Source organism: Cesiribacter andamanensis AMV16 (assembly GCF_000348925.1).
In the GTDB taxonomy this organism is placed as follows: Bacteria; Bacteroidota; Bacteroidia; order Cytophagales; family Cyclobacteriaceae; genus Cesiribacter; species Cesiribacter andamanensis.
This window is the reverse complement of sequence record NZ_AODQ01000021.1, coordinates 25,744-46,888: the sequence shown is the minus strand read 5'-3', so window position 1 is coordinate 46,888 and position 21,145 is coordinate 25,744. Positions and strand designations below refer to the sequence as shown.

General features: G+C 55.8%; 17 protein-coding genes. 12 read left to right on the top strand and 5 right to left on the bottom strand.

Annotated features, from left to right (window positions below):
* Positions 1 to 80: 80 nt before the first annotated feature.
* The 4 genes from tpiA (at position 81) to ADICEAN_RS05915 (ending at position 3,548) form a co-directional block, all read left to right on the top strand.
* Positions 81 to 842: a triose-phosphate isomerase gene (gene tpiA, locus ADICEAN_RS05925; protein ID WP_009194645.1), complete on the top strand. Its 762-nt coding sequence runs from the start codon at positions 81 to 83 to the stop codon at positions 840 to 842.
* 83 nt (positions 843 to 925) lie between these two features.
* On the top strand, positions 926 to 2,806 hold the full coding sequence (locus ADICEAN_RS23510; RefSeq protein WP_009194644.1) for a TonB-dependent receptor: 1,881 nt from the start codon (positions 926 to 928) through the stop codon (positions 2,804 to 2,806).
* Positions 2,806 to 3,111, top strand: a complete 306-nt coding sequence (locus ADICEAN_RS21805) for a hypothetical protein (protein ID WP_009194643.1) — start codon at positions 2,806 to 2,808, stop codon at positions 3,109 to 3,111. Before ADICEAN_RS23510 ends, ADICEAN_RS21805 begins: the two co-directional genes overlap by 1 nt.
* An 86-nt stretch (positions 3,112 to 3,197) precedes the next feature.
* Entirely contained in the window at positions 3,198 to 3,548 is a 351-nt protein-coding gene (locus ADICEAN_RS05915; RefSeq protein ID WP_009194642.1) for a DUF6150 family protein, read from the top strand.
* Positions 3,549 to 3,599: 51 nt separating this feature from the next.
* Here ADICEAN_RS05915 and ADICEAN_RS05910 read toward each other — a convergent pair whose 3' ends face one another.
* Complete coding sequence (locus ADICEAN_RS05910) at positions 3,600 to 4,265, bottom strand: hypothetical protein (protein WP_009194641.1); 666 nt, start codon at positions 4,263 to 4,265, stop codon at positions 3,600 to 3,602.
* A 145-nt stretch (positions 4,266 to 4,410) separates the two neighbouring features.
* Here ADICEAN_RS05910 and prmA point away from each other — a divergent pair, with 145 nt between their 5' ends.
* Together prmA and ADICEAN_RS05900 are read left to right on the top strand one after the other, a co-directional pair.
* Positions 4,411 to 5,247 (top strand): 50S ribosomal protein L11 methyltransferase, encoded by an 837-nt coding sequence (gene prmA, locus ADICEAN_RS05905; protein WP_009194640.1) that lies wholly within the window; start codon positions 4,411 to 4,413, stop codon positions 5,245 to 5,247.
* A gap of 160 nt (positions 5,248 to 5,407) precedes the next feature.
* Positions 5,408 to 10,180 (top strand): hypothetical protein, encoded by a 4,773-nt coding sequence (locus ADICEAN_RS05900; RefSeq protein ID WP_009194639.1) that lies wholly within the window; start codon positions 5,408 to 5,410, stop codon positions 10,178 to 10,180.
* A gap of 238 nt (positions 10,181 to 10,418) precedes the next feature.
* On the opposite strand, the gene ADICEAN_RS05895 is transcribed toward ADICEAN_RS05900, so the two are convergent.
* From ADICEAN_RS05895 to ADICEAN_RS05885, 3 genes are read right to left on the bottom strand one after another with little or no spacing between them, the layout of a single operon-like run.
* Positions 10,419 to 11,036: a low molecular weight phosphatase family protein gene (locus ADICEAN_RS05895; protein ID WP_009194638.1), complete on the bottom strand. Its 618-nt coding sequence runs from the start codon at positions 11,034 to 11,036 to the stop codon at positions 10,419 to 10,421.
* A 45-nt stretch (positions 11,037 to 11,081) separates the two neighbouring features.
* Positions 11,082 to 12,107, bottom strand: a complete 1,026-nt coding sequence (gene arsB / locus ADICEAN_RS05890; protein ID WP_009194637.1) for an ACR3 family arsenite efflux transporter — start codon at positions 12,105 to 12,107, stop codon at positions 11,082 to 11,084.
* 36 nt (positions 12,108 to 12,143) lie between these two features.
* Positions 12,144 to 12,476: an ArsR/SmtB family transcription factor gene (locus ADICEAN_RS05885; protein WP_009194636.1), complete on the bottom strand. Its 333-nt coding sequence runs from the start codon at positions 12,474 to 12,476 to the stop codon at positions 12,144 to 12,146.
* A 139-nt stretch (positions 12,477 to 12,615) separates the two neighbouring features.
* Between ADICEAN_RS05885 and ADICEAN_RS22575 the strand changes: the two genes are divergently transcribed.
* From ADICEAN_RS22575 to ADICEAN_RS05875, 3 genes are all read left to right on the top strand, one after another.
* Positions 12,616 to 12,780: a hypothetical protein gene (locus ADICEAN_RS22575; protein WP_161622668.1), complete on the top strand. Its 165-nt coding sequence runs from the start codon at positions 12,616 to 12,618 to the stop codon at positions 12,778 to 12,780.
* Between the two features lie 155 nt (positions 12,781 to 12,935).
* Positions 12,936 to 14,339, top strand: coding sequence for a dipeptidase (locus ADICEAN_RS05880; RefSeq protein WP_040396360.1), 1,404 nt, complete (start codon positions 12,936 to 12,938; stop codon positions 14,337 to 14,339).
* Between the two features lie 205 nt (positions 14,340 to 14,544).
* Complete coding sequence (locus ADICEAN_RS05875) at positions 14,545 to 14,772, top strand: hypothetical protein (protein ID WP_009194633.1); 228 nt, start codon at positions 14,545 to 14,547, stop codon at positions 14,770 to 14,772.
* 175 nt (positions 14,773 to 14,947) lie between these two features.
* Here the strand turns inward: ADICEAN_RS05875 and ADICEAN_RS05870 are convergent, their stop codons facing one another.
* Positions 14,948 to 15,940, bottom strand: a complete 993-nt coding sequence (locus ADICEAN_RS05870) for a pyridoxal-phosphate dependent enzyme (protein ID WP_009194632.1) — start codon at positions 15,938 to 15,940, stop codon at positions 14,948 to 14,950.
* Between the two features lie 203 nt (positions 15,941 to 16,143).
* On the opposite strand from ADICEAN_RS05870, the gene ADICEAN_RS05865 reads away from it, so the two are divergent.
* The 3 genes from ADICEAN_RS05865 to ADICEAN_RS05855 all read left to right on the top strand — a co-directional run bounded on the left by ADICEAN_RS05865 (position 16,144) and on the right by ADICEAN_RS05855 (position 21,094).
* Positions 16,144 to 18,927, top strand: a complete 2,784-nt coding sequence (locus ADICEAN_RS05865) for a TonB-dependent receptor (protein ID WP_009194631.1) — start codon at positions 16,144 to 16,146, stop codon at positions 18,925 to 18,927.
* Between the two features lie 106 nt (positions 18,928 to 19,033).
* Positions 19,034 to 20,362, top strand: a complete 1,329-nt coding sequence (locus tag ADICEAN_RS05860; RefSeq protein ID WP_161622667.1) for a T9SS C-terminal target domain-containing protein — start codon at positions 19,034 to 19,036, stop codon at positions 20,360 to 20,362.
* 81 nt (positions 20,363 to 20,443) lie between these two features.
* The gene (locus ADICEAN_RS05855; protein ID WP_009194629.1) at positions 20,444 to 21,094 is read left to right on the top strand and encodes a hypothetical protein; all 651 of its coding nucleotides are present in this window, start codon (positions 20,444 to 20,446) and stop codon (positions 21,092 to 21,094) included.
* The last annotated feature ends 51 nt before the right edge of the window (positions 21,095 to 21,145 follow it).

Below are 21,145 nucleotides of genomic sequence, written 5' to 3'. Positions count from 1 at the left end.
TGCCAGGCCTCTGCCATACAATCAAGATCCCCTCATTTTCCCAAAAAATGCTAACTTTAGCACACAAACCCAATTTTTTCATGAGAACAAAACTAGTAGCCGGAAACTGGAAAATGAATACCACCCCCGAAGAAGGCCAGAAGCTGGCCTCCGAGGTGGTGAATATGGTAAAAGACGAGCTGAACCGCAACGTACAGGTGGTGCTGGCCCCCCCCTTTACGCACCTGCACCAGGTAGCCCGCCTCATTGGTGATGCCAAAAACATCAGCCTGGCCGCCCAAAATGTGAGCGAACATGAAAAAGGCGCTTATACCGGTGAGATCTCGGTGAGCATGCTCAAAAACCTGGGCGTAAAATGGGTGATCATTGGCCATAGCGAACGCCGCGAATATTTTGGAGAGAGCGGGCAGCAGCTGGCTAAAAAGCTGGATGCCGTACTGGCCGGCGGCCTGCAGCCCATCTTCTGCTGCGGCGAACCGCTGGAGGTGCGGGAAAGCGGCCAGCACGAGGGCTACGTGCAGCGCCAGCTGGAAGAAAGCCTCTTTCACCTCTCCGATGAGCAGATGCGCAAGGTGGTGATTGCCTATGAACCCATCTGGGCCATCGGCACCGGCAAAACCGCCTCCGACGAGCAGGCGCAGGACATGCACGCTCACATCCGCAAGCAGCTGGCCGGCAAGTGGGGCGAGGCCCTGGCGCAGGAGATCCGCATTCTGTACGGCGGCAGCGTAAACCCCGGCAATGCCCGCGGCCTGTTTGCCAAGCCCGATGTGGATGGGGGCCTGGTAGGAGGGGCTTCCCTGAAAAGCCGCGATTTTACCGATGTGGTAAAATCCTGCTAAGCCCCACCGATTCGCTGAGCGCAAAAAAGGGGCCGGTGCAGCCCCTTTTTGCGTTTTTGGTACCATATATATGTAGCCCTTCTATGAGATTATTTTTTCTACTGGCCTTTAGCTGTTTGAGTGCATTGCCCCTGCTGGCCCAGCACCGGGTAACCCTGCGTATCCAGGATCATGACAGCGGGGAGTCGCTGCCCGGCGCTACCGTATTGCTGAAAGGCAGCCAGCAGGGCGCCACCGCCAATACCCAGGGTGTGCTTACGCTGGAAAACATACCCCCCGGCCGGCAGGTGCTGGTGTTTTCGTATGTAGGCTACGCTACCAGACAACTGGTGCTGCAGTTTCCGCTGTCCACCGATGAGCCGCTGGTAGTGGGCCTGGAGCCGGAAGAGGAGCTGGAGGCCGTGCTGATCAGTGCTACCCGCAGCAGCCGCACCATTGAGGACATTCCCACCCGGGTGGAGGCCATCAGCGGGGAGGAGCTGGGCGAAAAGGCAGTCATGAACTCCACCAACATTGCCATGCTGCTGCGCGAGAGTACCGGCATCCAGATGCAGCAAACCTCGGCCAGCTCGGCCAATCAGAGCATCCGCATCCAGGGGCTCGACGGGCGCTACACCCAGCTGCTGCGCGATGGCTTTCCGCTCTACAGCGGCTTTGCCGGCGGCCTCAGCATTATGCAGATACCCCCCCTGGACCTGCAGCAGGTGGAAGTGATCAAGGGCAGCGCCTCTACCCTCTACGGGGGCGGCGCCATTGCAGGGCTGGTGAACCTGGTGACCAAAAAGCCCGGCGATGAACCCGAGCTTAGCTTTATGCTTAACCAGACCAGCGCCCTGGGCACCACCCTCAATGGCTTTTACAGCAGCCGCAACCAGGGCTGGGGCACCACCCTCTACGCCTCAGGCCATACCCAAAAGGCCTACGACCCCAACGAAGATGGCTTTTCGGATATTCCCCAGGTGCGCAGCCTTACCCTCAACCCCCGGGTATTTCGCTACTGGGGCGAAGGCACCACCCTCTGGCTGGGCCTGAATGCTGCGCTGGAAGAGCGCACCGGCGGCAACATTCAGGCGCTGGAATCTGAGCTGGCCCCGCCCGGCGGCTTTGTAGAGCAAAACAACTCCAAGCGCCTCTCCAGCCAACTGACCTTTGATCGGCAGCTGGAAGGGGGTGCCGCCCTGGCTCTGCGCAACAGCATCAGTTTTTTTGACCGGGAAATTCAGCTGCCCGACTACCGCTTTTCGGGCCAGCAGTGGGCCAGTTTTTCCGAAGCCAGCTATGCCTTCGGGCCGGAAGAAAACCGCTGGATTGGCGGGCTCAACCTCTTTACCGATGGCTTTACCGAAGCTCATCCACAGGGCATGGCCGCCCGGGATTATCAGCATACTACCCTGGGGGCCTTTGCCCAGCACAGCTGGTACCCCCTGGAGCAGCTGGCCCTGGAGAGCGGCCTGCGCACCGACTATGCAGCAGACTGGGGAACCTTTGTGCTGCCCCGCCTCTCGCTCATGTACAAGCCCGGTCCTAAACTAACGGCCCGCATCGGCGGCGGCCTGGGCTACAAGCTGCCCACCCCCTTTACCGAAGAGGCCGAGGCACTGGCCTTCCTGAACGTAGCCCCCATAAACTCCGGGACGACCAGGGCCGAACGCTCCCTTGGCGGCAACCTGGACCTGAATTATACCACCGCTATCGGAGAAGGAATAAGCTTCTCCCTTAACCAGCTCTTTTTCTATACCCGCCTGCAGAATTCCCTGATGCTGCATTTGGGGCCGGGCTGGCAATTTGTCTATGCCAATGCCGACCGTCCGGCCAACAGCCGCGGCTTTGAGACCAATGCCCGCCTGGGCTGGGGCGATTTCAAGCTCTTTATGCAATGGGCATTTACCGATGTAGAACTGCGCTATCAGGATGAGCGGCGCCAGAAACCCCTTACCCCAAACACACCGCTGGCGCCGTACTGATGTTTGAGCAGCACGGCAGGTGGCGCATCGGCTACGAAGCCTACTACACCGGCCAACAGTACCTGAGTGACGGCAGCCGCACAAGGGACTACTGGGTCATGGGCCTGATGGCCCTGCGGGAGATGGAAAAGCTAAGCCTGTTCCTTAACTTCGAAAACTTTCTGGATACGCGCCAGTCCCGCTATGGGGAGATTGTGCAGCCGCCCCTGAGCAACCCGCGCTTTGCCCAGATCTGGGCGCCTACCGATGGCTTTGTGATCAACGGCGGCTTTATCTGGAAGCTGTTCGGCGAGGCCCATCACTAGGCCGCAACCTCCGGCTGGCTTACCCACGGGCTTGAAATAATGGCTAAATGATGCAATCTTGTGCAAGAAAAAGGAGTTATACCCCTATGATGCATCCCCTTGTGATCCTTTACGTCTGGCTGCTGGGCGCTGTCCCGGCGCCGGAAGCGGCCCCCCTGCCTGCCGCCCGGGATATTTGCCAGCTGAAGGGATCGGTCTATGTAACCGACAATCCGCAGGAGGCGCATTTCAGGGTATATATAGAAGAATATGAAAGCTCGGCCAAACTGCTGGTCTATTCTGAAGAAAACCGGCTGTTTGCCGACCAGCCCGGCCTCTGGCATTTTACTGATAAACCGGCCTTTGCCAATTTCAAGATTTACCTGGCCGAGTCCCGGGCCTTTGCCGACTTTACCATTGCCTATACCGATGTAGCCTCTTTTGCCGGCTGCCGCTAACAAAAAAGGACTCGCACGAGTCCTTTTGTGTGTAGTATAGGGCTGAAGCCCTTAGTCCAGCTCCTGATCGGTAGAGGTGGCCGTATCCACAAGCCGCACCGAAAGGGGGGCATAGCCCGTATGGCCCACGCCTACAAGTCCATAGACCGTTTCGCCCGGTTGAATGATTCTGCCCACCAGATCGTGCTGCAGCAGTTCTGCCTGAAATTTCTGATTATTGCCCGAGGCCACCACCATATTGCCAACGCCCAGCGCAGGGCCCAGGATCAGGCCTACGGGATAAACCGACTGTTCGGTTACAAAGCCATTTGTAGCTTTGGTGACCGTTACCTTCATGGGGCTCATGAGCAGGTAAAGTAAAAACAGGGGAGCCTGCTGCTTCAGTTGCTTATGTACAAGGCCGCTCGGTAGGGGGTTTACCACTACATTGTTGTTGGTCAGCTGAATGTCTCTGCCAAAGACCAGGGGGGTACTGGTGTTGTTGGTGAGCTGTACGGCCATCAGCTGGATATTATTTTTTTCTTCCTTGCGGGCAAATTTCTTATTGCCACGCTGGGACAGCACATCATAGCGATAGCCAAGGGTTACTGGGGCCTGTGCAGCAGTGGCATAGGAATACTCCAGGGAACGGGGATAAATTTGATGATAGGAACCAGCGCAACTGCTTAAAACAACCGCACAAGTCAGCACCAGACAGAATGCTTTTACTAGTTTCATGGTTATAGGGATATTACAAGCACAAATATGCGTGTTGTTTGTTGTTAAGGCAAACAGATGTAGGATTTGGATTAAGAATGATAAGATTTGCGTACTACCTTTATAGCATATTTTTCCAGCCCCGGCGGCGCAAACCGATACACCCATGAATTACATTGAACTACTCGTCCGTTGTGACGGCACCTTTTGCGATATTTTACAGGCCGAGCTGGCCGAACTGGGCTTTGAAGCCTTTGCCGAAGAAGAGCGGGGCTTTGCCGCCTATGCTCCGGTAAAGGCCTTTGATAAGGGCGCTACCGAAGGCCTGCTCAAACAGTACATGATGGATGCCGCCCTGGAGTGGGAAGTGAAAGAGCTGGAAAAGGTAAACTGGAATGAGGAGTGGGAAAAAAATTATGAGCCCATTGAGATTGGGCAGGAGTGCGTGGTGCGGGCCAACTTTCACCCCCCCCGGCCGGATGTGCCCTATGAGATTGTGATCACCCCCAAGATGTCGTTTGGCACGGGCCACCACCAGACCACCCGCCTGATGCTGCAGCAGCAGCTGCACCTGGAGCATGAAGGCCTGCGGGTGCTGGATGTGGGCTGCGGCACCGGCATTCTGGCCATTATGGCCCATAAACGGGGTGCGGCCGAGATCTGGGCCTGCGACATTGACGAGTGGTCGGTAGAAAACAGCCGGGAAAACTGCTGCCTGAACCGCTGCCCCGAGATACAGGTGATGCAGGGCACGCTGGCGGCCAGTGGCATAGGCGGACAGTTCGATATCGTACTGGCCAATATCAACAAAAATGTGCTGCTGGATGAAATGGACCTCTATGCCGAGTACCTCTACCCCAACGGGCATCTGCTGCTGAGCGGCTTTTACGAGCAGGATATTGAGGATCTGCTGGAACTGGCCACCAGCCTGGGTTTTGAAGAGACCGGGCGCTACACCGCCGAAAAGGGATGGGCCAGCCTGCAGCTGGTCAAACGGGCCTAGGCAGAAGTAAAAAGCAGGCCTGGCCGCATACATGTACTTTACGGCATACAATTATATGGTACGCCAGCGTTTATTCCTGTATGTTGTGCAGGTTTTAGAGACCCCTGGCTCACAGGGGTTTTGCAGAGTGACAGGTGTGTGAAATTCTAGCTAAGAAGACATGAGAGTACAATTACTCACAGGTGTGTGTGTATGGTTGCTGGTACTTGGAAGCCAGCAGGCGGTGGGGCAGGCCCTGCCCAAAGAATCCTCCGCGTATGGAAGTGGTGTGGCCGCCATGCTGGGCGCCGCCGGCAACCCCCAGGCCCGGGCCTACGGGCATAAGTTTGATTCTGTCTGGAGCGCCGGAGGCTTCTCTGGCGAGCAGCAGGCCCGTATTATGGCGCTTTCTGCCCAGATGGAACAAAAACGCTACAAGCCTACCCCCCATTTTGCGGCCTATTTTGGCATGCTGGCCGGTGGCGCCGGCAAGGGCAATTCCGTAAACGAACTGCTGGACATCAGCGAGCGCCTTTTTAAGAGTGGAGATAGCCGCGACTATACCCGCTTTATGGAAGGCTCGGCGCAGTTCCTGAAAAACCGTGCCCTGTACCACTCCAACTACTCCCGCCTCTATGCCAGCGGCGGCACCTTTAGCTTTCGCTGGGTAGAAATAGCGAAGGCCCAGGAGCAGCCCGCTGATGCATCCAAAGAAGATGCCGGCTATTTCAGCGACTGGGATGCCCCGGCCGAAAAAGCCGACGACAGCTGGAGCACCGCCTGGGACTCCTGGGATGAGCCAGCCCCCGAAGCCAAAAAAGCGGCCAAAAAGCCCAGCGCACCCGTAGCCCCTGTGCCAGTGTACATTCAGCAGGAGCTGCCGCCCGTAGAAGGGCCCGTTATCAGCCTGAGCGGCGTTACGCTGGCGCTGGTCAGCAACCAGGATTCTGTGCTGCTGAGCAACACTAAAGGTGATCTGATGGTGCTCAAAGAACTGTTTGTAGGCGAAGGCGGCCGCTTCACCTGGGCCAATACCGGCCTGGATCCGGAAGGGGTTTACGCCGATTTCAAAAAATACTCCATCAAAACCAGCCGCGCCGAAGTAACGGCCGATGAAGTAACACTTACCTACAAAGAAAAACTAACCGCGCCCGTAGAGGGGGTTTTTGAGTACAAAAGCACGCGCTATGCCCGCCCCGACCAGGCCCAGTATCCCCGCTTTAAATCCTACGAAAACAACATTAAGGTAAAGGGCATCTCCGAAAACCTGCTCTACAAGGGAGGATTTGCCCTGGCTGGCAGCAAGATCTACAGCTCCTCGCTCAATGGGGGCCTGGCCTCTATAGAGCTGCAGCAGGGGGGTAAACCCCGCTTCATGATCCGCTCGCTGCGCTTTAACCTGCAGGATACCGTCATCCGGGCCGATCGTTCGGCGGTGGTGATCTATCACCAGAAAGACTCTATCTATCATCCGGCCCTCCAATCCCGTTTCAATACGGCCACAGGCCTGCTTACCCTCATCAAGGATGGCGGCGCCTTTAAGTATACCCCCTTTGTGTCCTCCTACTTTCAGATGGACATTACGGCCGACATCATGCAGTGGAATACCAGTGCCGATAGCATCAACATCTCCATTCTGAGCGGCAAGAGCCAGGTGCCGGCCTACTTCAGTTCACAGGAGTATTTTCATCCCCAGCGCTTTGATGAGCTCAAGGGCATCTACAACTTTCACCCCCTGCTGATGGCCGTGGGCTATGCGCGCAAGCACCAGAGCTCCCAGTTCTATTCAGATGATATGGCCAAGGAGCTACGCCAGGACCCGGCTACGGTGCGCAACTCCATGCGCATGCTTATGCAAAATGGCTATATCGATTATGATCATGCCACGGGCTGGGTCAAGATTAACCGCAAGGGCTTTCACTATGTGATGAGCCAGAGCCGCAAAAAAGACTTTGATAACCTGATCATCCCCTCGCTGGAGCCCGCCAAGGCAAATGCCACCCTGTACCTGGGCAAGCAGGAGCTTAAGGTGCGGGGCATCAAACAATTCTACATCAGCCGCCAGAAGAACGTCTACATCGAGCCTACCCAGCAGGAAATTACGCTGCTGAAAAACCGCGATTTCCGCTTCGATGGCAAGGTACAGGCCGGTAGCTTTATCTTTGAGGGCCAGCGCATGCGCTTTGATTACGACAGCTTCCTCATTGACCTGCCCAAGATCGACAACATTCAGTTTGATGTGGATGATTACCGCGATAAGAAAGACCTGAAAAAGAAACGCCTGGACAACTCGCTGGCCGAATCTGCCGGTAAGCTCTACATCGACATGCCCGCCAATAAGAGCAGCATGCGCGATTTTCCGCACTACCCGGTGTTTGATGCCTCTACGGGTTCTACCGTATTCTTCGATCGTAAGGAGGTGGCCGATGGCGCCTACAGCAAGAAGATGTCCTTTACCATCCCGCCCTTTAATATCGACAGCTTAAGCAGCAGTAACCCCTCCACCATTGCCTTTAGGGGCACCTTCTCCAGCGGCGGCATTGTGCCCGATTTTGAAGAGACCATTACGGTACTGCCCGATAACTCGCTGGGCTTTCAGCACATTGTGCCCCGGGCGGGCTACCCCCTGTATGGAGGCTCGGCTGTGCTCTACGATACCCTGCTGATGGACCAGAAAGGCCTGCGCGGCAAGGGCAGCATCCAGTACCTCACCAGCACACTCTATTCCCGCAATTTCCACCTCTTTGAAGATTCGGTGAAGGCCGAGGGCTATAAGATGGAAATGAAGCAGGGAGTCCTGGCCGGCGCCAATTTTCCCAAGGCGCAGGTTGGCGACTACCGTATGCGCTGGCTGCCTAAGCAGGATAGCCTCTATGTATACAATAAAACAAAACCCTTTGAGCTTTTTGAAGGCGTAGCTCAGCTGGATGGCAACCTGATGCTGAGCCAGAAGGGCCTGTATGGCAGTGGCAAGCTGCAGTCAAAAGGGGCCGAGGTAGACTCCCGTGCTTATGCCTTTAAGCAGCGCGACTTCCTGGCTGAGAATGCCGACTTTAAGATCAACTCCAATAACCCCAAAAAGCCCATCCTGGCGGCCAGTGATGTGCAGATCAACTACAACCTGGACAAAGGTACCGCTACCATCAGTCCGGAAGTAGAGGGGGTAGCGGCGCTGGATTTCCCCTTTGCCGAGTACCGTACCTCCATTCCGCAGGCGGTCTGGAACTTTGAGGAGAAAACGGTGGCCATGTCCAAGCCCGATAATATCGACATCAAGTCTTCTTACTTCTATACCACCCGCAAGGAGCTGGACTCGCTGGCCTTCAATGCCGAGCAGGCCACCTATGACATTGCTGCCCTGAAGCTGTCGGTAAGTGGTATTCCGTTTATTCGGGTAGCCGATGCCAAGATCACCCCTGAAAATAACAAGGTGGAGATTTTGGAAGGTGCCCGCCTGCAGGACTTTGCCAATGCCACCATTGTCATGGATACCCTCAATGAGTACCACCACCTGATCAACGGGCAGATCAAGATCCTGAGCCGGAATAAGTTTGAGGGCAAGGCCACCTACCGGCTGGTAACCTCGGCTGCCGATACCTTTAACATTCAGTTCAACAGCTTCCAGCTGATTGAAGTAGCAGAAAGTCGCCGCAAAAAAGCCTTCCGCACCGTATCCAGCGGGCAGGTGAAAGAAGAAGAGCAGATGGTGATCTCCCCGGGCATGATCTACCGCGGTAAGGTAACCATGTATGCCAACAAGCCCGCCCTGGAGCTTGATGGTTCGGTAAAGCTGGACCTGAAGAACATCCCCAACTACAACACCTGGATCAAGTACAAGAGCACCGGTGAGCAGAAGGAGATTGCCTTTAACTTTAACAACAGCACTACCGAAGATGATGCACCGCTGGTGGCCGGCATTTTCTACGACAGCCGTACCAACGAGCTCTACCCCAGCTTTGTGACCAAGAAGCGCGCCGCCGAAGATCAGAACCTCTTTGTGCCGGCGGGGATGCTCTCTTACCGGGCCGATAATAATGAGTACCGCATTGAGGAAGCCTCCAAGGCCAGCGGCAAATCGTATGTAGGCCGCATCTTTGCCTATAACGAGGGCACCGGCGAGGTACGCTTTGAGGGACCCCTCACCTTTATGCCGGCCAATAAGAACAGCCTGCAGATAAAGGCGGCCGGCCTGGGCAAGGGTAGCTTCCAGAGCAGCGAGTTTGATATGAATACCCTGATGGTGTTTGACTACAAGCTGCCCGTACAGGCCGAAGAAGCCATGGGCGCCCACATCTCCGACCTGGTGCAGCGCACCGGCCTGCCGCAGGCCCATACTGAGCGCAGCCGCTTTGTATACAAGCTGGCCGAGGTGGTGGGCGAGGGAGCGGTCAAATCCTGGGAAGATAAATCCCTGCAGACCTATACGCCGGTAGTGGCCATTAGCTCTGATCTGGCCAAAAGCCTGGTGATCACCGACATGAACCTGAAATGGTCGGAGCAGAAAAAAGCCTGGTACAGCATGGGCAAAATTGGCCTGTCAAACGTAGGCCGCACCGATATCAACGCCCTGGTAGATGGTTTTGTGGAGATCCGCAAATCGTCTGAGGTAGGCAACATCATCAATGTGTTTTTGCAGGTAGCGCCCGGCGAATGGTACTACCTGAACTTTGAAGGAAACCGCCTGCTGGCCTACTCCTCACATGATGCGTTCAATACCGCCATCCGTAGCAAGTCCAAGGCGGCCAAGGCCAAGCCCGGTGAGTATGTGATTGCCGATTCGGACCTGGCCGAGACCAAGCTGTTTGTAAGCCGTTTCCGCCGGGATTATTTTGGTCTGGATACCCCCTACGACCTGAATACCCCTACACCGGCGCCGGCCTCCGAAGCCGATCCCTTTGCAACAGGTACCGAAACCAAGCCCACCAAAAAAACCGACGATAAGGACGGCTTCTAAGCCCAATCCGCCCCAAATCAAAAAAGGCTACTCCGCAAGGGGTAGCCTTTTTTAGTATCAATCTGAAGAAGCGTTCGCTATCTTCGCTGGGGCGAGTTTGCAGAAGCACTCATTACTGTCGCTGATGCGCGCTTGTAGCGCGTATCCGCACAAGAATGGGTAATACCCCCTGTAAGCGCTCATCAGTGTAAACTGCTGCGGAATACGCTGCTCTGTCCTAAATTTTTTTGGGATGGGATCAAAGCCTGGAAAACGCATACAGCATTTCCCGGCCAATCTGCCGCACGCGCTCCCTGTATTTTTCTGCCTCCTGAGGAGTATCATCAAAGGCTTTGGGATCGTCGTAGGTGAGGGCCAGGCGCTTCTCCACCCCTGGCACAAAGGGGCAGTTCTCGTCGGCATCGGAGCAGGTCATGATGGCACAGAAGTTCGCCGAAGGGTTATCCGCATCATCAAACCGCTTGGACCAGGCCTGTAGCGGCGGCGCCCCTTCGGCATAGTGTACCTCATACCGGGGATTTTCTCCGGCAGTACCAGCTGTGATCTGAAAGCCGGCTGCCTGCATGGCCTTCACCGCTCTGGGGTTGAAGGCGGTAGCCTCTGTGCCGCCCGAGAAGCAGTGCACCTCCTTGATGCCATAATAAGCAGCGGCAGCCTGTGCCCAGAGCTGCGCCAGATGGCTGCGGCGGGAATTGTGGGTGCAGATAAAATTGAGCAGTGCCGGCCGGCCCTGGGCCTGCTTTTGCCGTACCCAGTGGGCCAGTTGCTTTAAAAGCTGCTGTCTGGCGGCCGGTATCTGGCTAAATTCCTGTTCCAGTTCCTGTACACATGAGGCCAGGGAAGGGGTAAGGGTCATAGGGGAAAGAGGTTTAGTGATGAAAACGAACGGCACTACAGGCGCTTAATATTTCCAGCGGTTGGCCAGGGCTACCAGCGAGAGCATAATGGGCACCTCAATGAGCACCCCCACTACCGTAGCCAGCGAAGCGCCGGAGTTCAGCCCAAAAAGGGCAATGGCCACCGCCACCGCCAGCTCAAAGAAATTGCTGGCGCCAATCATGGCCGCCGGTGCGCAGATGGCATGCCGCAGCTTTAAAAAGCGCCCCGCAAACCAGGAAAGAAAGAAGATGAAATAGGTCTGCAGGCTCAGCGGAATGGCAATCAGCGCTATATCAAAGGGGTTGGCCAGGATCTTTTCTCCCTGAAAGGCAAACAGCAGCACAAGCGTAGCCAGCAGCGCCATGATGGACACCGGCTTGAGCGAGGGCAAAAAGCGGTTTTTGAACCATTCCTCCCCCTTTGTGCGGATCAGGTAGCGGTTGGAGCCCCAGCCCGCCAGCAGCGGAATCACCACAAATACAAAAACGGATACAATCAGCGTATCGTAGGGAATGACAATATCAGTAATACCCAGCAGCAGCTGCACAATGGGGATAAAAGCAACCAGCAGGATCAGGTCGTTTACCGATACCTGCACCAGCGTATAGTTGGCATCGCCATCGGTCAGGTACGACCACACAAACACCATGGCCGTACAGGGGGCGGCGCCCAGCAGTATGGCGCCGGCAAAATACTCCTGCGCCCGCTGGGGGTCCAGCCAGGCGCTATAAAGCTGGTCAAAAAAGATCCAGGCAAAAAGGGCCATGGTAAAAGGCTTGATCAGCCAGTTAACCACCACCGTAAGCCCCAGCCCCCGGGCGTTTTGCCGCAGCCGGGTCAGGGAAGAAAAATCGATCTGCACCATCATGGGGTAGATCATGAGCCAGACCAGGATGGCTACCGGAATGTTGACCGTAGCCAGGGTTAAGCCACTGAAGTAATTAATACGGTCGCCGGTTAGCTCACCGATCAGGATGCCGGCGCCAATGCAGAGGAGTACCCAAAGGGTGAGGTAGCGCTCGAAGAAGCCGATTTGTTTTTTTGCCATGGCAGAGAGAAGAGAAAGAGCGGTAAGGGGTTTGGCTTAGCAGCAGGACTGCGGAAGGGGAGGTAGTTCCTGAAAAAAGTCTTCCAGCAGGCTTTTTTGACGGTTCCAGTTGGTAGTATCAATACAATAGCAAATCCGGCTGCCTTCGATCGATCCCCTGATCAGACCCGCATGCTTGAGCTCTTTGAGGTGCTGCGATACCGTAGGCTGCGCCAGCCCAATGGTGCTCACCAGCTCACCACACTGGCAGCTGTTTTTCTGCAACAGCTCCTGCAAAATGGCAATGCGAGCCGGATGCGCCAGGGCTTTGGCCAGGCTGGCCAACTCGCTTTGCAGGGGGGTAAAGAGCTCGGATTTGGTAGCACCCATGAATAAGTATTGTTTCATTGCAATATTACGATAGGTCCATAGCTACTGCAAGCGAACACAAAAGAAGTTTCCCGGGCAGGCTGCTATAATTTATCCTTTCCAGACTATAAAAGGGGAATTTGGTGCTATCTCCCTACGTTTGTCCAAGAAAGCACTGGCCTATATGAAAACCCCCTGGCGAAAGCGGTATAAATACGGGATCAACACCCAGCTTTTTGGCAAGCCCGGCAAAAAGAGCCGCTGGCTGTACGGGCTGCTGCTACTGGTAATGGTGCTGCTGGGCTTGCTGTTGGAGTACATCTAACTACCAGAGGATCAGGAAAAAGAAAAGAAGGCGGAGCTTATATCGGGCCAAACATTTCCCGCCACTGCTTGCTTATGGTTTTAATGGCAGCGTCCCACTTTGGCGAAAAAGTGTATATTTGGGCCGCCTTCTACCAGAAAAGCCAAGCGATTGATATGAAAACCACTTCACAGAGCGCACACCAGACCTATATTAAGCAGCATCAGGACCGCTTTTTGGGCGAGTTGTTTGATCTGCTGCGCATCCCTTCAGTGAGCGCCGATCCCAAATTTGCCCCCGATGTACGGCGGGCGGCCGAGTACATCCGCCAGCGTCTGCTGGAGGCCGGGGCCGACTCAGCCACCATCCATGAGACCAACGGTCACCCCATTGTATACGGCGAGCGTATCCAGGATCCGGCCCTGCCTACCGTACTGGTGTATGGCCATTATGATGTGCAGCCTGCCGACCCCTATGAGCTCTGGGATTCGCCCCCCTTTGAGCCCGTAGTGCGCCAGACCAAAGAGCATCCCGAGGGCGCCATTTTTGCCCGCGGCGCCTGCGATGATAAAGGACAGGCCTACATGCACGTAAAGGCCTTTGAAACCATGATGCAGTCCGGCACCCTGCCCTGCAACGTAAAATTCATGATCGAGGGCGAAGAAGAAGTAGGCTCAGACAACCTGGAGATCTTTGTGCAAAACAACAAAGACCTGCTGGCCGCTGATGTGATCCTGATCTCCGATACCGGCATTATCTCCAACACCACCCCCTCCATAACCGTAGGCCTGCGCGGCATGAGCTATGTAGAGGTAGAGGTGGTAGGCCCCAACCGGGACCTGCACTCCGGCCGCTACGGCGGGGCGGTAGCCAACCCCATTAACGTGCTGTGCAACATGATTGCCCGCCTGCATGACGAGAAGGGACGCATCACCATTCCCGGCTTCTACGACAAGGTAACCAACCTCAGCCTGGACGACCGCAAGGCCATGCACGAGGTGCCGCACAACGACGACGAATTTGCCGCCGACCTGGGCGTAGACGGGCTGCAGGGCGAAGAAGGCTATACCACCATCGAGCGGGTAGGCATTCGCCCTACGCTGGATGTAAACGGTATCTGGGGTGGCTACATTGGCGAAGGCGCCAAAACCGTACTGCCCTCCAAGGCCTATGCCAAGATCTCCATGCGCCTGGTGCCCGACCAGAACTCCGATGAGGTAACCGACATGTTTGCCAAACATTTTCTGTCGCTGGCGCCCAAGGGGGTAAAGGTAGCCGTGCGCCCGCACCATGGGGGTGAGCCGGCCGTAATCCCTACCGATTCGCTGGAGTACCGCGCGGCCAGTGCTGCCTTTGAAGAGTGCTGGGGCAAAGCGCCCGTACCAACCCGCGATGGCGGCAGCATTCCCATCGTATCGCTCTTTCAGCGGGAGCTGGGGCTGGATTCGGTGCTGCTGGGATTTGGTCTGGACTCCGACAATATTCACTCACCCAATGAGAAGTATGGGGTGTTCAATTACCTGAAAGGCATTGAAACCATTGCCAGCTTCTACCAGCACTATGCCGGCATGAAAAAATAGGCTGTGCTATCAGCCAATAAACGGGCAAAAAGAGCCGCTGCTGTAAAACAGGAGCGGCTTTTTTGTATTCTAAAAAGAAATTCTGTGCTTGCTTCCAACTGGCAGCATTCTTGCAGTGTCTGCTAAAGCATAACAGAAGGGTAATGTGGCAACAGCAACAACCCTGCTGTCATAAGCGTAGTTTAGGAAAACAAATGCGTGTACCATGCCAAAAGTAACACCCCATCGACAAGACGCTACCGACTACATCCGGCTGTCGGAGCTGCCCGCTCCACAGGCCCAACGCCTGCGGGACTGGCTGCCCGAAAGCTACCTCACCAAGCTGGAGCAACAGCATGGCGTAGCCGACGATTGCATCGAGTATGAGGACTACGAGTTCTGGTATGATCATTCCCGCCCGTCAGAAGATACCCGCCTGAACGAGCAGTTGTAAGAATCTTTTCAGCTGCTTCTCATTCCCCAGGATACTCACTCAGTCTGCTGCCTGCCGCAGCCCAGCCTGCTAGACCCCTTCCCCCCTTACGGAAAAGCCAGCTTATGTTCCCTCCTGTTGCAGCTTGCAGTTAACTCCGTCCCTACGGACTCACTCCTCACTACCCACTACCAGATTAAAACGGCAGCTTGCTTAGGTCTACATTGCCGCCGCTCAGGATTATTCCTACCCGTTTACCTTTCAGCACCCCTTTTTCTTTGAGCATGGCCGCCAGCGGTACGGCGCCCGAGGGCTCTACCACCAGCTTCATCCGTTCCCACAAAAAGCGCATGGCGCTGATAATTTCTTCTTCCGTTACCGGTATGATCTGCTCTACCCCCTGTGAAATGATGGCCCAGGTTTTGTCGCCCAGGGAAGTAAGCAGGCCATCGGCAATGGTGTTGGGGGCACTTCCTGCCTCGCCGGCAGGCGGGTGAGGGATTAAGTGGCCGGCCTTCAGTGACTGGTAGGCATCGTCGGCGCCGGCGGGCTCTCCGGCCCACACTTTGGTGGCCGGCGAAAAGCAGCGGGCGGCCAGCACCGTGCCGCTCAGCAGTCCGCCGCCGCCCACAGGGGTCAGCACCACATCCAGCGGGCCCTCTACCTGCTCAAAAAGCTCCCGGGCCGCGGTGGCCTGCCCGGCAATTACCTGATCGTTGTTGTAAGGGTGAATAAAGGTAGCGCCGGTGCGGGCCACTACAGCCTCCAGCGTGCTTTCCCGGGCCTGCAAGGTAGGCTCGCAAAAGATGATCTCGGCGCCATAGTCCTTTACAGCCGCCACTTTTACCTTGGGGGCCGTTTTGGGCATTACAATATAGGCCGGCACCCCTGCCAGGCGGGCCGCCAGCGCCAGGGCCTGGGCATGGTTGCCGCTGCTGTGGGTGGCCACCCCCTTTTGGCGCTCGCTTTCCTTGAGGGAGAACACCGCATTGGCCGCCCCCCGCATTTTAAAAGCACCCACCTTTTGCAGGTTTTCGCATTTGATGAATACCTCGGCCCCGCTCAGCTCCCGCAGCTGGCGGCTTTGCAGCACTGGCGTGCGGTGAATATAGGGCTTGATGCGCTGGTGCGCCGCAAGAATGGTCTCGGGGTTAAACGGGCTCAGGGAGCTTCCTTTTTCCTTTTGCATTCCTGAAAGTAGCTAATTTTTTCTGATCCTGAAAGGGTGGAGTAACGGGTCGAAGGGGCTGGGGGTTTATTACCTTTTTGTTATGTGCGTGTTACCGCAGCAGCAGAGAATAACAGAAGCTTAACGGTATCATAACCGCTTTTGGGCAGCCTCAGCCCTACTTTTGCGTCTGATTAACAGGATTATTGGATCGCACAACGAACATGAAACATCTACTGCAGCTACTGGTCTTTATCACAGCGCTGGCACCCTTTGGCGCACTGGCCCAGACCGGCGCCATCTCCGGCGAAATTCTTGACGCCGCCAGCAAAGAAGGGGTGGTTGGCGCCAGCGTGGTGATAGAAGGAACCACCACCGGCTCCCCTACCGACGGCTTTGGCCGCTTTACCATCAAAAACCTGGAGCCCGGCACCTATACCCTGCTGGTGACCAGCATAGGCTATGCCCCCGGCAAAATTACCGGCGTAGTGGTAAAGGATGGCACCGTAGCCAACATCAATGCAGCCCTTACGGAAGAGGTAGATGAGCTGGAAGGGGTGGTGGTAACGGCCGCCCGCCAGACCAATACCGATCTGGCCCTGCTAGCCTCTATGAAGGGCAGCATGCAGCTGGTGAGCGGTGTATCGGCCCAGATGATCACCAAAAGTCAGGATCGCGATGCCGCACAGGTAATTCGCCGGGTGCCGGGCATTACCATTACCGACAACCGCTTTATAAACGTACGGGGCCTGAGCAGCCGCTACAATACTGTATTGCTCAATGGCACCTTTGCGCCCAGCACCGAGCTGGAGAGCCGGGCCTTTTCCTTTGATGTGATTCCCAGCAGCCTGCTTGACCAGCTGATGGTCTATAAATCGGGCGGGGCCGAAAATCCCGGCGAGTTTGGCGGGGCCGTAGTAAAGCTCGCTACCAAAAATTTTGTGGATGAGAATTTTCTTAGCCTGAATGTATCGGGGGGTATCCGCTCCAACACTACCTTTCAGGAGTTTCGCCAGGCCCAGGGCGGCTCACTCGATTTTCTGGGGGTTGATGATGGCAGCCGGGCACTGCCCCAGGGCCTGCCCGCCGATCTCAACCGGCTGAACATAACCCCCGCAGAGGTGGTAGGCTACACCCACCAGTTCAACAACAACTGGGGGGTAAACAGCCAGACAGCCTCGCCCGATTTTGGCCTGCGCCTGGATGCCGGCCGCCGCTTCCATCTGGGGGGTGTTAAGGTATCGGCCCTGCATTCACTTGGGTACAGCAACAGCAACCAGTATAACCGCTTCTCCCGCTACCGCTATGAGAACTATGCGGCCGACCGTACCAGCACTACCCGCTTTGCCTATCAGGATGATCGCTACGCCAACAGCGTGCGCCTGAGTGCCCTCAGCAACTGGGCCTTTGCCTTCAGCCCGGCCTTTAAGCTTAATTTCCGCAACTTCTATACCCATACCGGCCTCAACGAAACCACCGAGCGGCTGGGCACCAACTTCTTTATCAGCCGGGAAGAAAGCAACCAGTCGTACCGCTACGCCATGCGCTCCATCCTGTCCAGCCAGCTGGAGGGTACCTACTACTTCAATGAAGACCGCAGCAGCCTGAGCATGCTGGTTGGGACAAACTACAGCACCCGCAACGAGCCCGACTGGAAGCGCTCCCGCTCCTTTAGGGCCATTGGGTCTGAAGATGAGTTTGATATTGTCATTGGCGCCTCTACCACTCCCCAGAATGCCGCCCGCTTTTACATGAACTTTGATGAGCTGGCCCTGAGCAACGGCCTTGATTTTGATCACCGCTTCTCCGACAGCGACAAGGGGGTGCAGCTAAAGGCGGGTTACCTGCTGGAGTATAAGGAACGTGATTTTGCCGCCCGCAAGCTGGGCTACCGCATCTTTAACGAAGAGCGCTTTGACCGCTCCATTCTGGAGCAGCCGCTGGAACAAATATTTGCCCAGGGCAACCTGCGCACCCCCGATGGGCTGGTGATGGGCGAAAACACCAACGCCACCGATAGCTACCAGGCCAGCAACCTGTATGGTGCCGCCTATGGAAGCGCCACTATTCCCTTTGCGGGCAACTTTAAAATGGTATCCGGCCTGCGGGTGGAGTATAACCGCCAGCAGCTCAACTCGGGCCGCAGCCAGGTGGATAACCCCATTACCTCCCTGCTGCCCTCGCTTAACCTTACCTACAACTTTACGGATAAGATGCTGCTGCGCGGGGCCTATTACCGCACCGTAAACCGCCCCGAATTTCGGGAACTGGCGCCTTTCTCCTTCTATGATTTTGACTTTGATGCCGATATTTCCGGCAACGAACAGCTAAAGACCGCCAGCATCCAAAACCTGGACCTGCGCTGGGAGCTGTACCCCTCGGCCTCTGAGGTGATCAATGTGGGGGTGTTCTACAAGCACTTTACCGATGCCATTGAGTTTGTGTATATCACCGGCACCAGCAACCCCTACTTCTATTATGAGAATGCCCAGCAGGCCTACTCCGCCGGTCTGGAGCTGGAGATCCGGAAATCGCTGGCCCCCCATACCTCTCTGCCGGTACTGCAAAACATGGGCATTCTGTTCAATGGCAGCCTTATCCGCAGCCAGGTAGATGTACAGTCGGCCTACTCCTTTACCTATGACCGTCCACTGCAGGGCCAGTCGCCCTACATTATCAACAGTGGCCTGTTTTATGAAGATGATGAGCGGGGCCTGCAGATCAGCGCCATGTACAATGTAATTGGCAAGCGCATCTTTCTGGTTGGCGACTCCGAGCAGCCTACGGTATGGGAGATGCCCCGCCACCTGCTGGACCTTACTTTCTCCAAGCGATTCACCAATAGGCTGGAGCTAAAAGCGGGGGTATCCGATCTGCTCAATGCAGCCCTTAGCCTGCGGGAAGATGGCAACCTGGACAACAAGATTGACAGCCAGCAGCTGGACAAGCCCATTCTCACCACCCGCAATGGCTCCTACTTTACTCTTGGGTTTAACTACCGCTTTTAACCATGGGGTTACACAAGCATAACCATTCACTAACCGCACCTTCACCAGGGGGTAATATAGCCACCCTATCTTTGCCATAGATCATTAATAATCAAATCAGACCATGATGAAAAAGGGATTGTATCTATTTTTACTGCTGCTTTCTGTAGGCCTTATCTCCTGCAAGGACGATGATGCCGGCGAGCCCCTTCTGCCCGAAGAAGATTTTGAGGTACTGGAAGGAAACATCACCCAAAACCTGAGCCTGGATGCCAACAAGCAGTACCTGCTGCGCGGCAAAGTATATGTGCAGGCCCCCAATACGCTTACCATACCGGCCGGTACGGTTATTTTTGGCGAAAAGGCCACCGATGGCACCCTCATCATCAACCGGGGTGCCAAGATCATGGCTGAAGGCACCGCTACCAACCCCATTGTGTTTACCTCGCAGGCAGCGCCCGGCTTCCGCAACCGCGGCGACTGGGGCGGTGTAGTGGTGCTGGGCAATGCCCAGACCAACAACCCGGCCAACTCGCCCATTGAGGGCATCTCTGCCACCGGCTCGGAAAATGGCATTTACGGCCCGGGTGATGGCGCCGCGCAGAATGAACAGAACTCCGGTGTGATGAAGTTTGTGCGCATTGAGTATGCCGGCATTGACCTTTCGCAGGACAATGAGCTGAACAGCCTTACCATGGGTGCACTGGGCTCGGGCACTACCATTGAGCACATTATGGTTTCGTATGCCAATGATGACGCCTATGAGTGGTTTGGCGGTACGGTAAACCATAAATACCTGATCGCCTACAATACGCTGGATGATGATTTTGACAGCGACCGTGGCTACACCGGCCGGGTGCAGTATGGCCTGGTGGTGCGCTTTCCGGGCATTGCCGACGTATCTACCTCCCGCGCCTTTGAGGCCTCCAGCAACAATGATGCAAGCCTGCCGCTGCAGTCGGCTCCCAGCTTTGCCAACATTACCGTACTGGGCCCACGCATGTTCAGCAGCAGTGTGAGCGGATCCTATGGCGCCGCCGTGGAGATCAACTCCAACTCCAGCATGAAGCTGCATAACTCCATCATCAGCGGTTTTCCCATTGGCATTCGCTACAATGGCTCCGGCGCCGAGGCTATGGTGATGAACAATGTGTTTGTGGAGAATACCACCTTGTCTAGTACAAGTGGCGGCTCCAGTGTGCCAGCTACTTTTGAGAGCAGCAACCAGGTAGCCAGCAAAGAAGCCGTTTTTGGCGAAGGCGCTGTTTTTAACTCGGCTACTCCCAGCCCGCTGCTGCTGCCTGCTGGCAGCACCTATGCCGCCGGCGCACCCGAGCTGCCTGCCGGATTTGAGCAGAAAGGTTTCTGGGGCGCCTTTGGCAGCAGCGAAACCGATACCGACTGGAACCTGACCTCTGGCTGGATCGAGTGGAACCCCGGAGATGCCCAGTATTAAGCCTATTTGTTATTTCTGAAAAAGTACCGGGATGTTGAGTCCCGGGCTTTTTCTTCTTTTTTAAAGTAGACCTCCTCGCATATGCTAGTACGTATTCTTTTGCTTCCGCTTTCCCTGCTGCTCCTGCAGGCCTGCAGCCAGCATGATCCCCGAGCGTTTATGGGAGAGGTAGAGTACCAGCAGCTGGTGCAGACGCTTACCCCCTATGTGCACAAAAAGCCGGAGGGCATTGCGTATAATGAGCGCTTTAGCGACCGGCTCAAGCCTTATTATGCCCGCCTGCAGGCCGCAACTGAGGGCCAGCTGCGCTTTTACAAGCAGCAGGATAGCCTGCACTATTTTTACTATGTGCGCCGGGACCCCAGCAGCCTGTTTGAGCATTACCTGGGCTTTGGCGGGGTGTTTACTAAAAACAGCCTGGGGCAGATCACGTTTCTGGAGCTCTTTTTTCAGACTCCCCGCCTAAGCTGGCAGCAAGCCGACCAGCGGGGCAGGCTGCTCTTTGAGGAACTGCTGCAAAAGGGCCATGCCAAGGCCTATGTGGGCAATCGGGACTACATCAAAACCCCCAATGCCGATTTTTACTACAACAGCCGGGAAAATCGCTGGGACTATACCGAAAATTCTTCCTGGAAGTTTATACAGGAAGCCCGGCTGGAAGCCCGGCAAGAGGACCAGCCGGAAGTTCCGCTGGACGCCCAGCCGGAAGCTGACCCCATAACCGCCTTATAAGCAGCAGCAGGCAGACTTGTGCACGAGCTGCACTACACGAGCTGCACTACA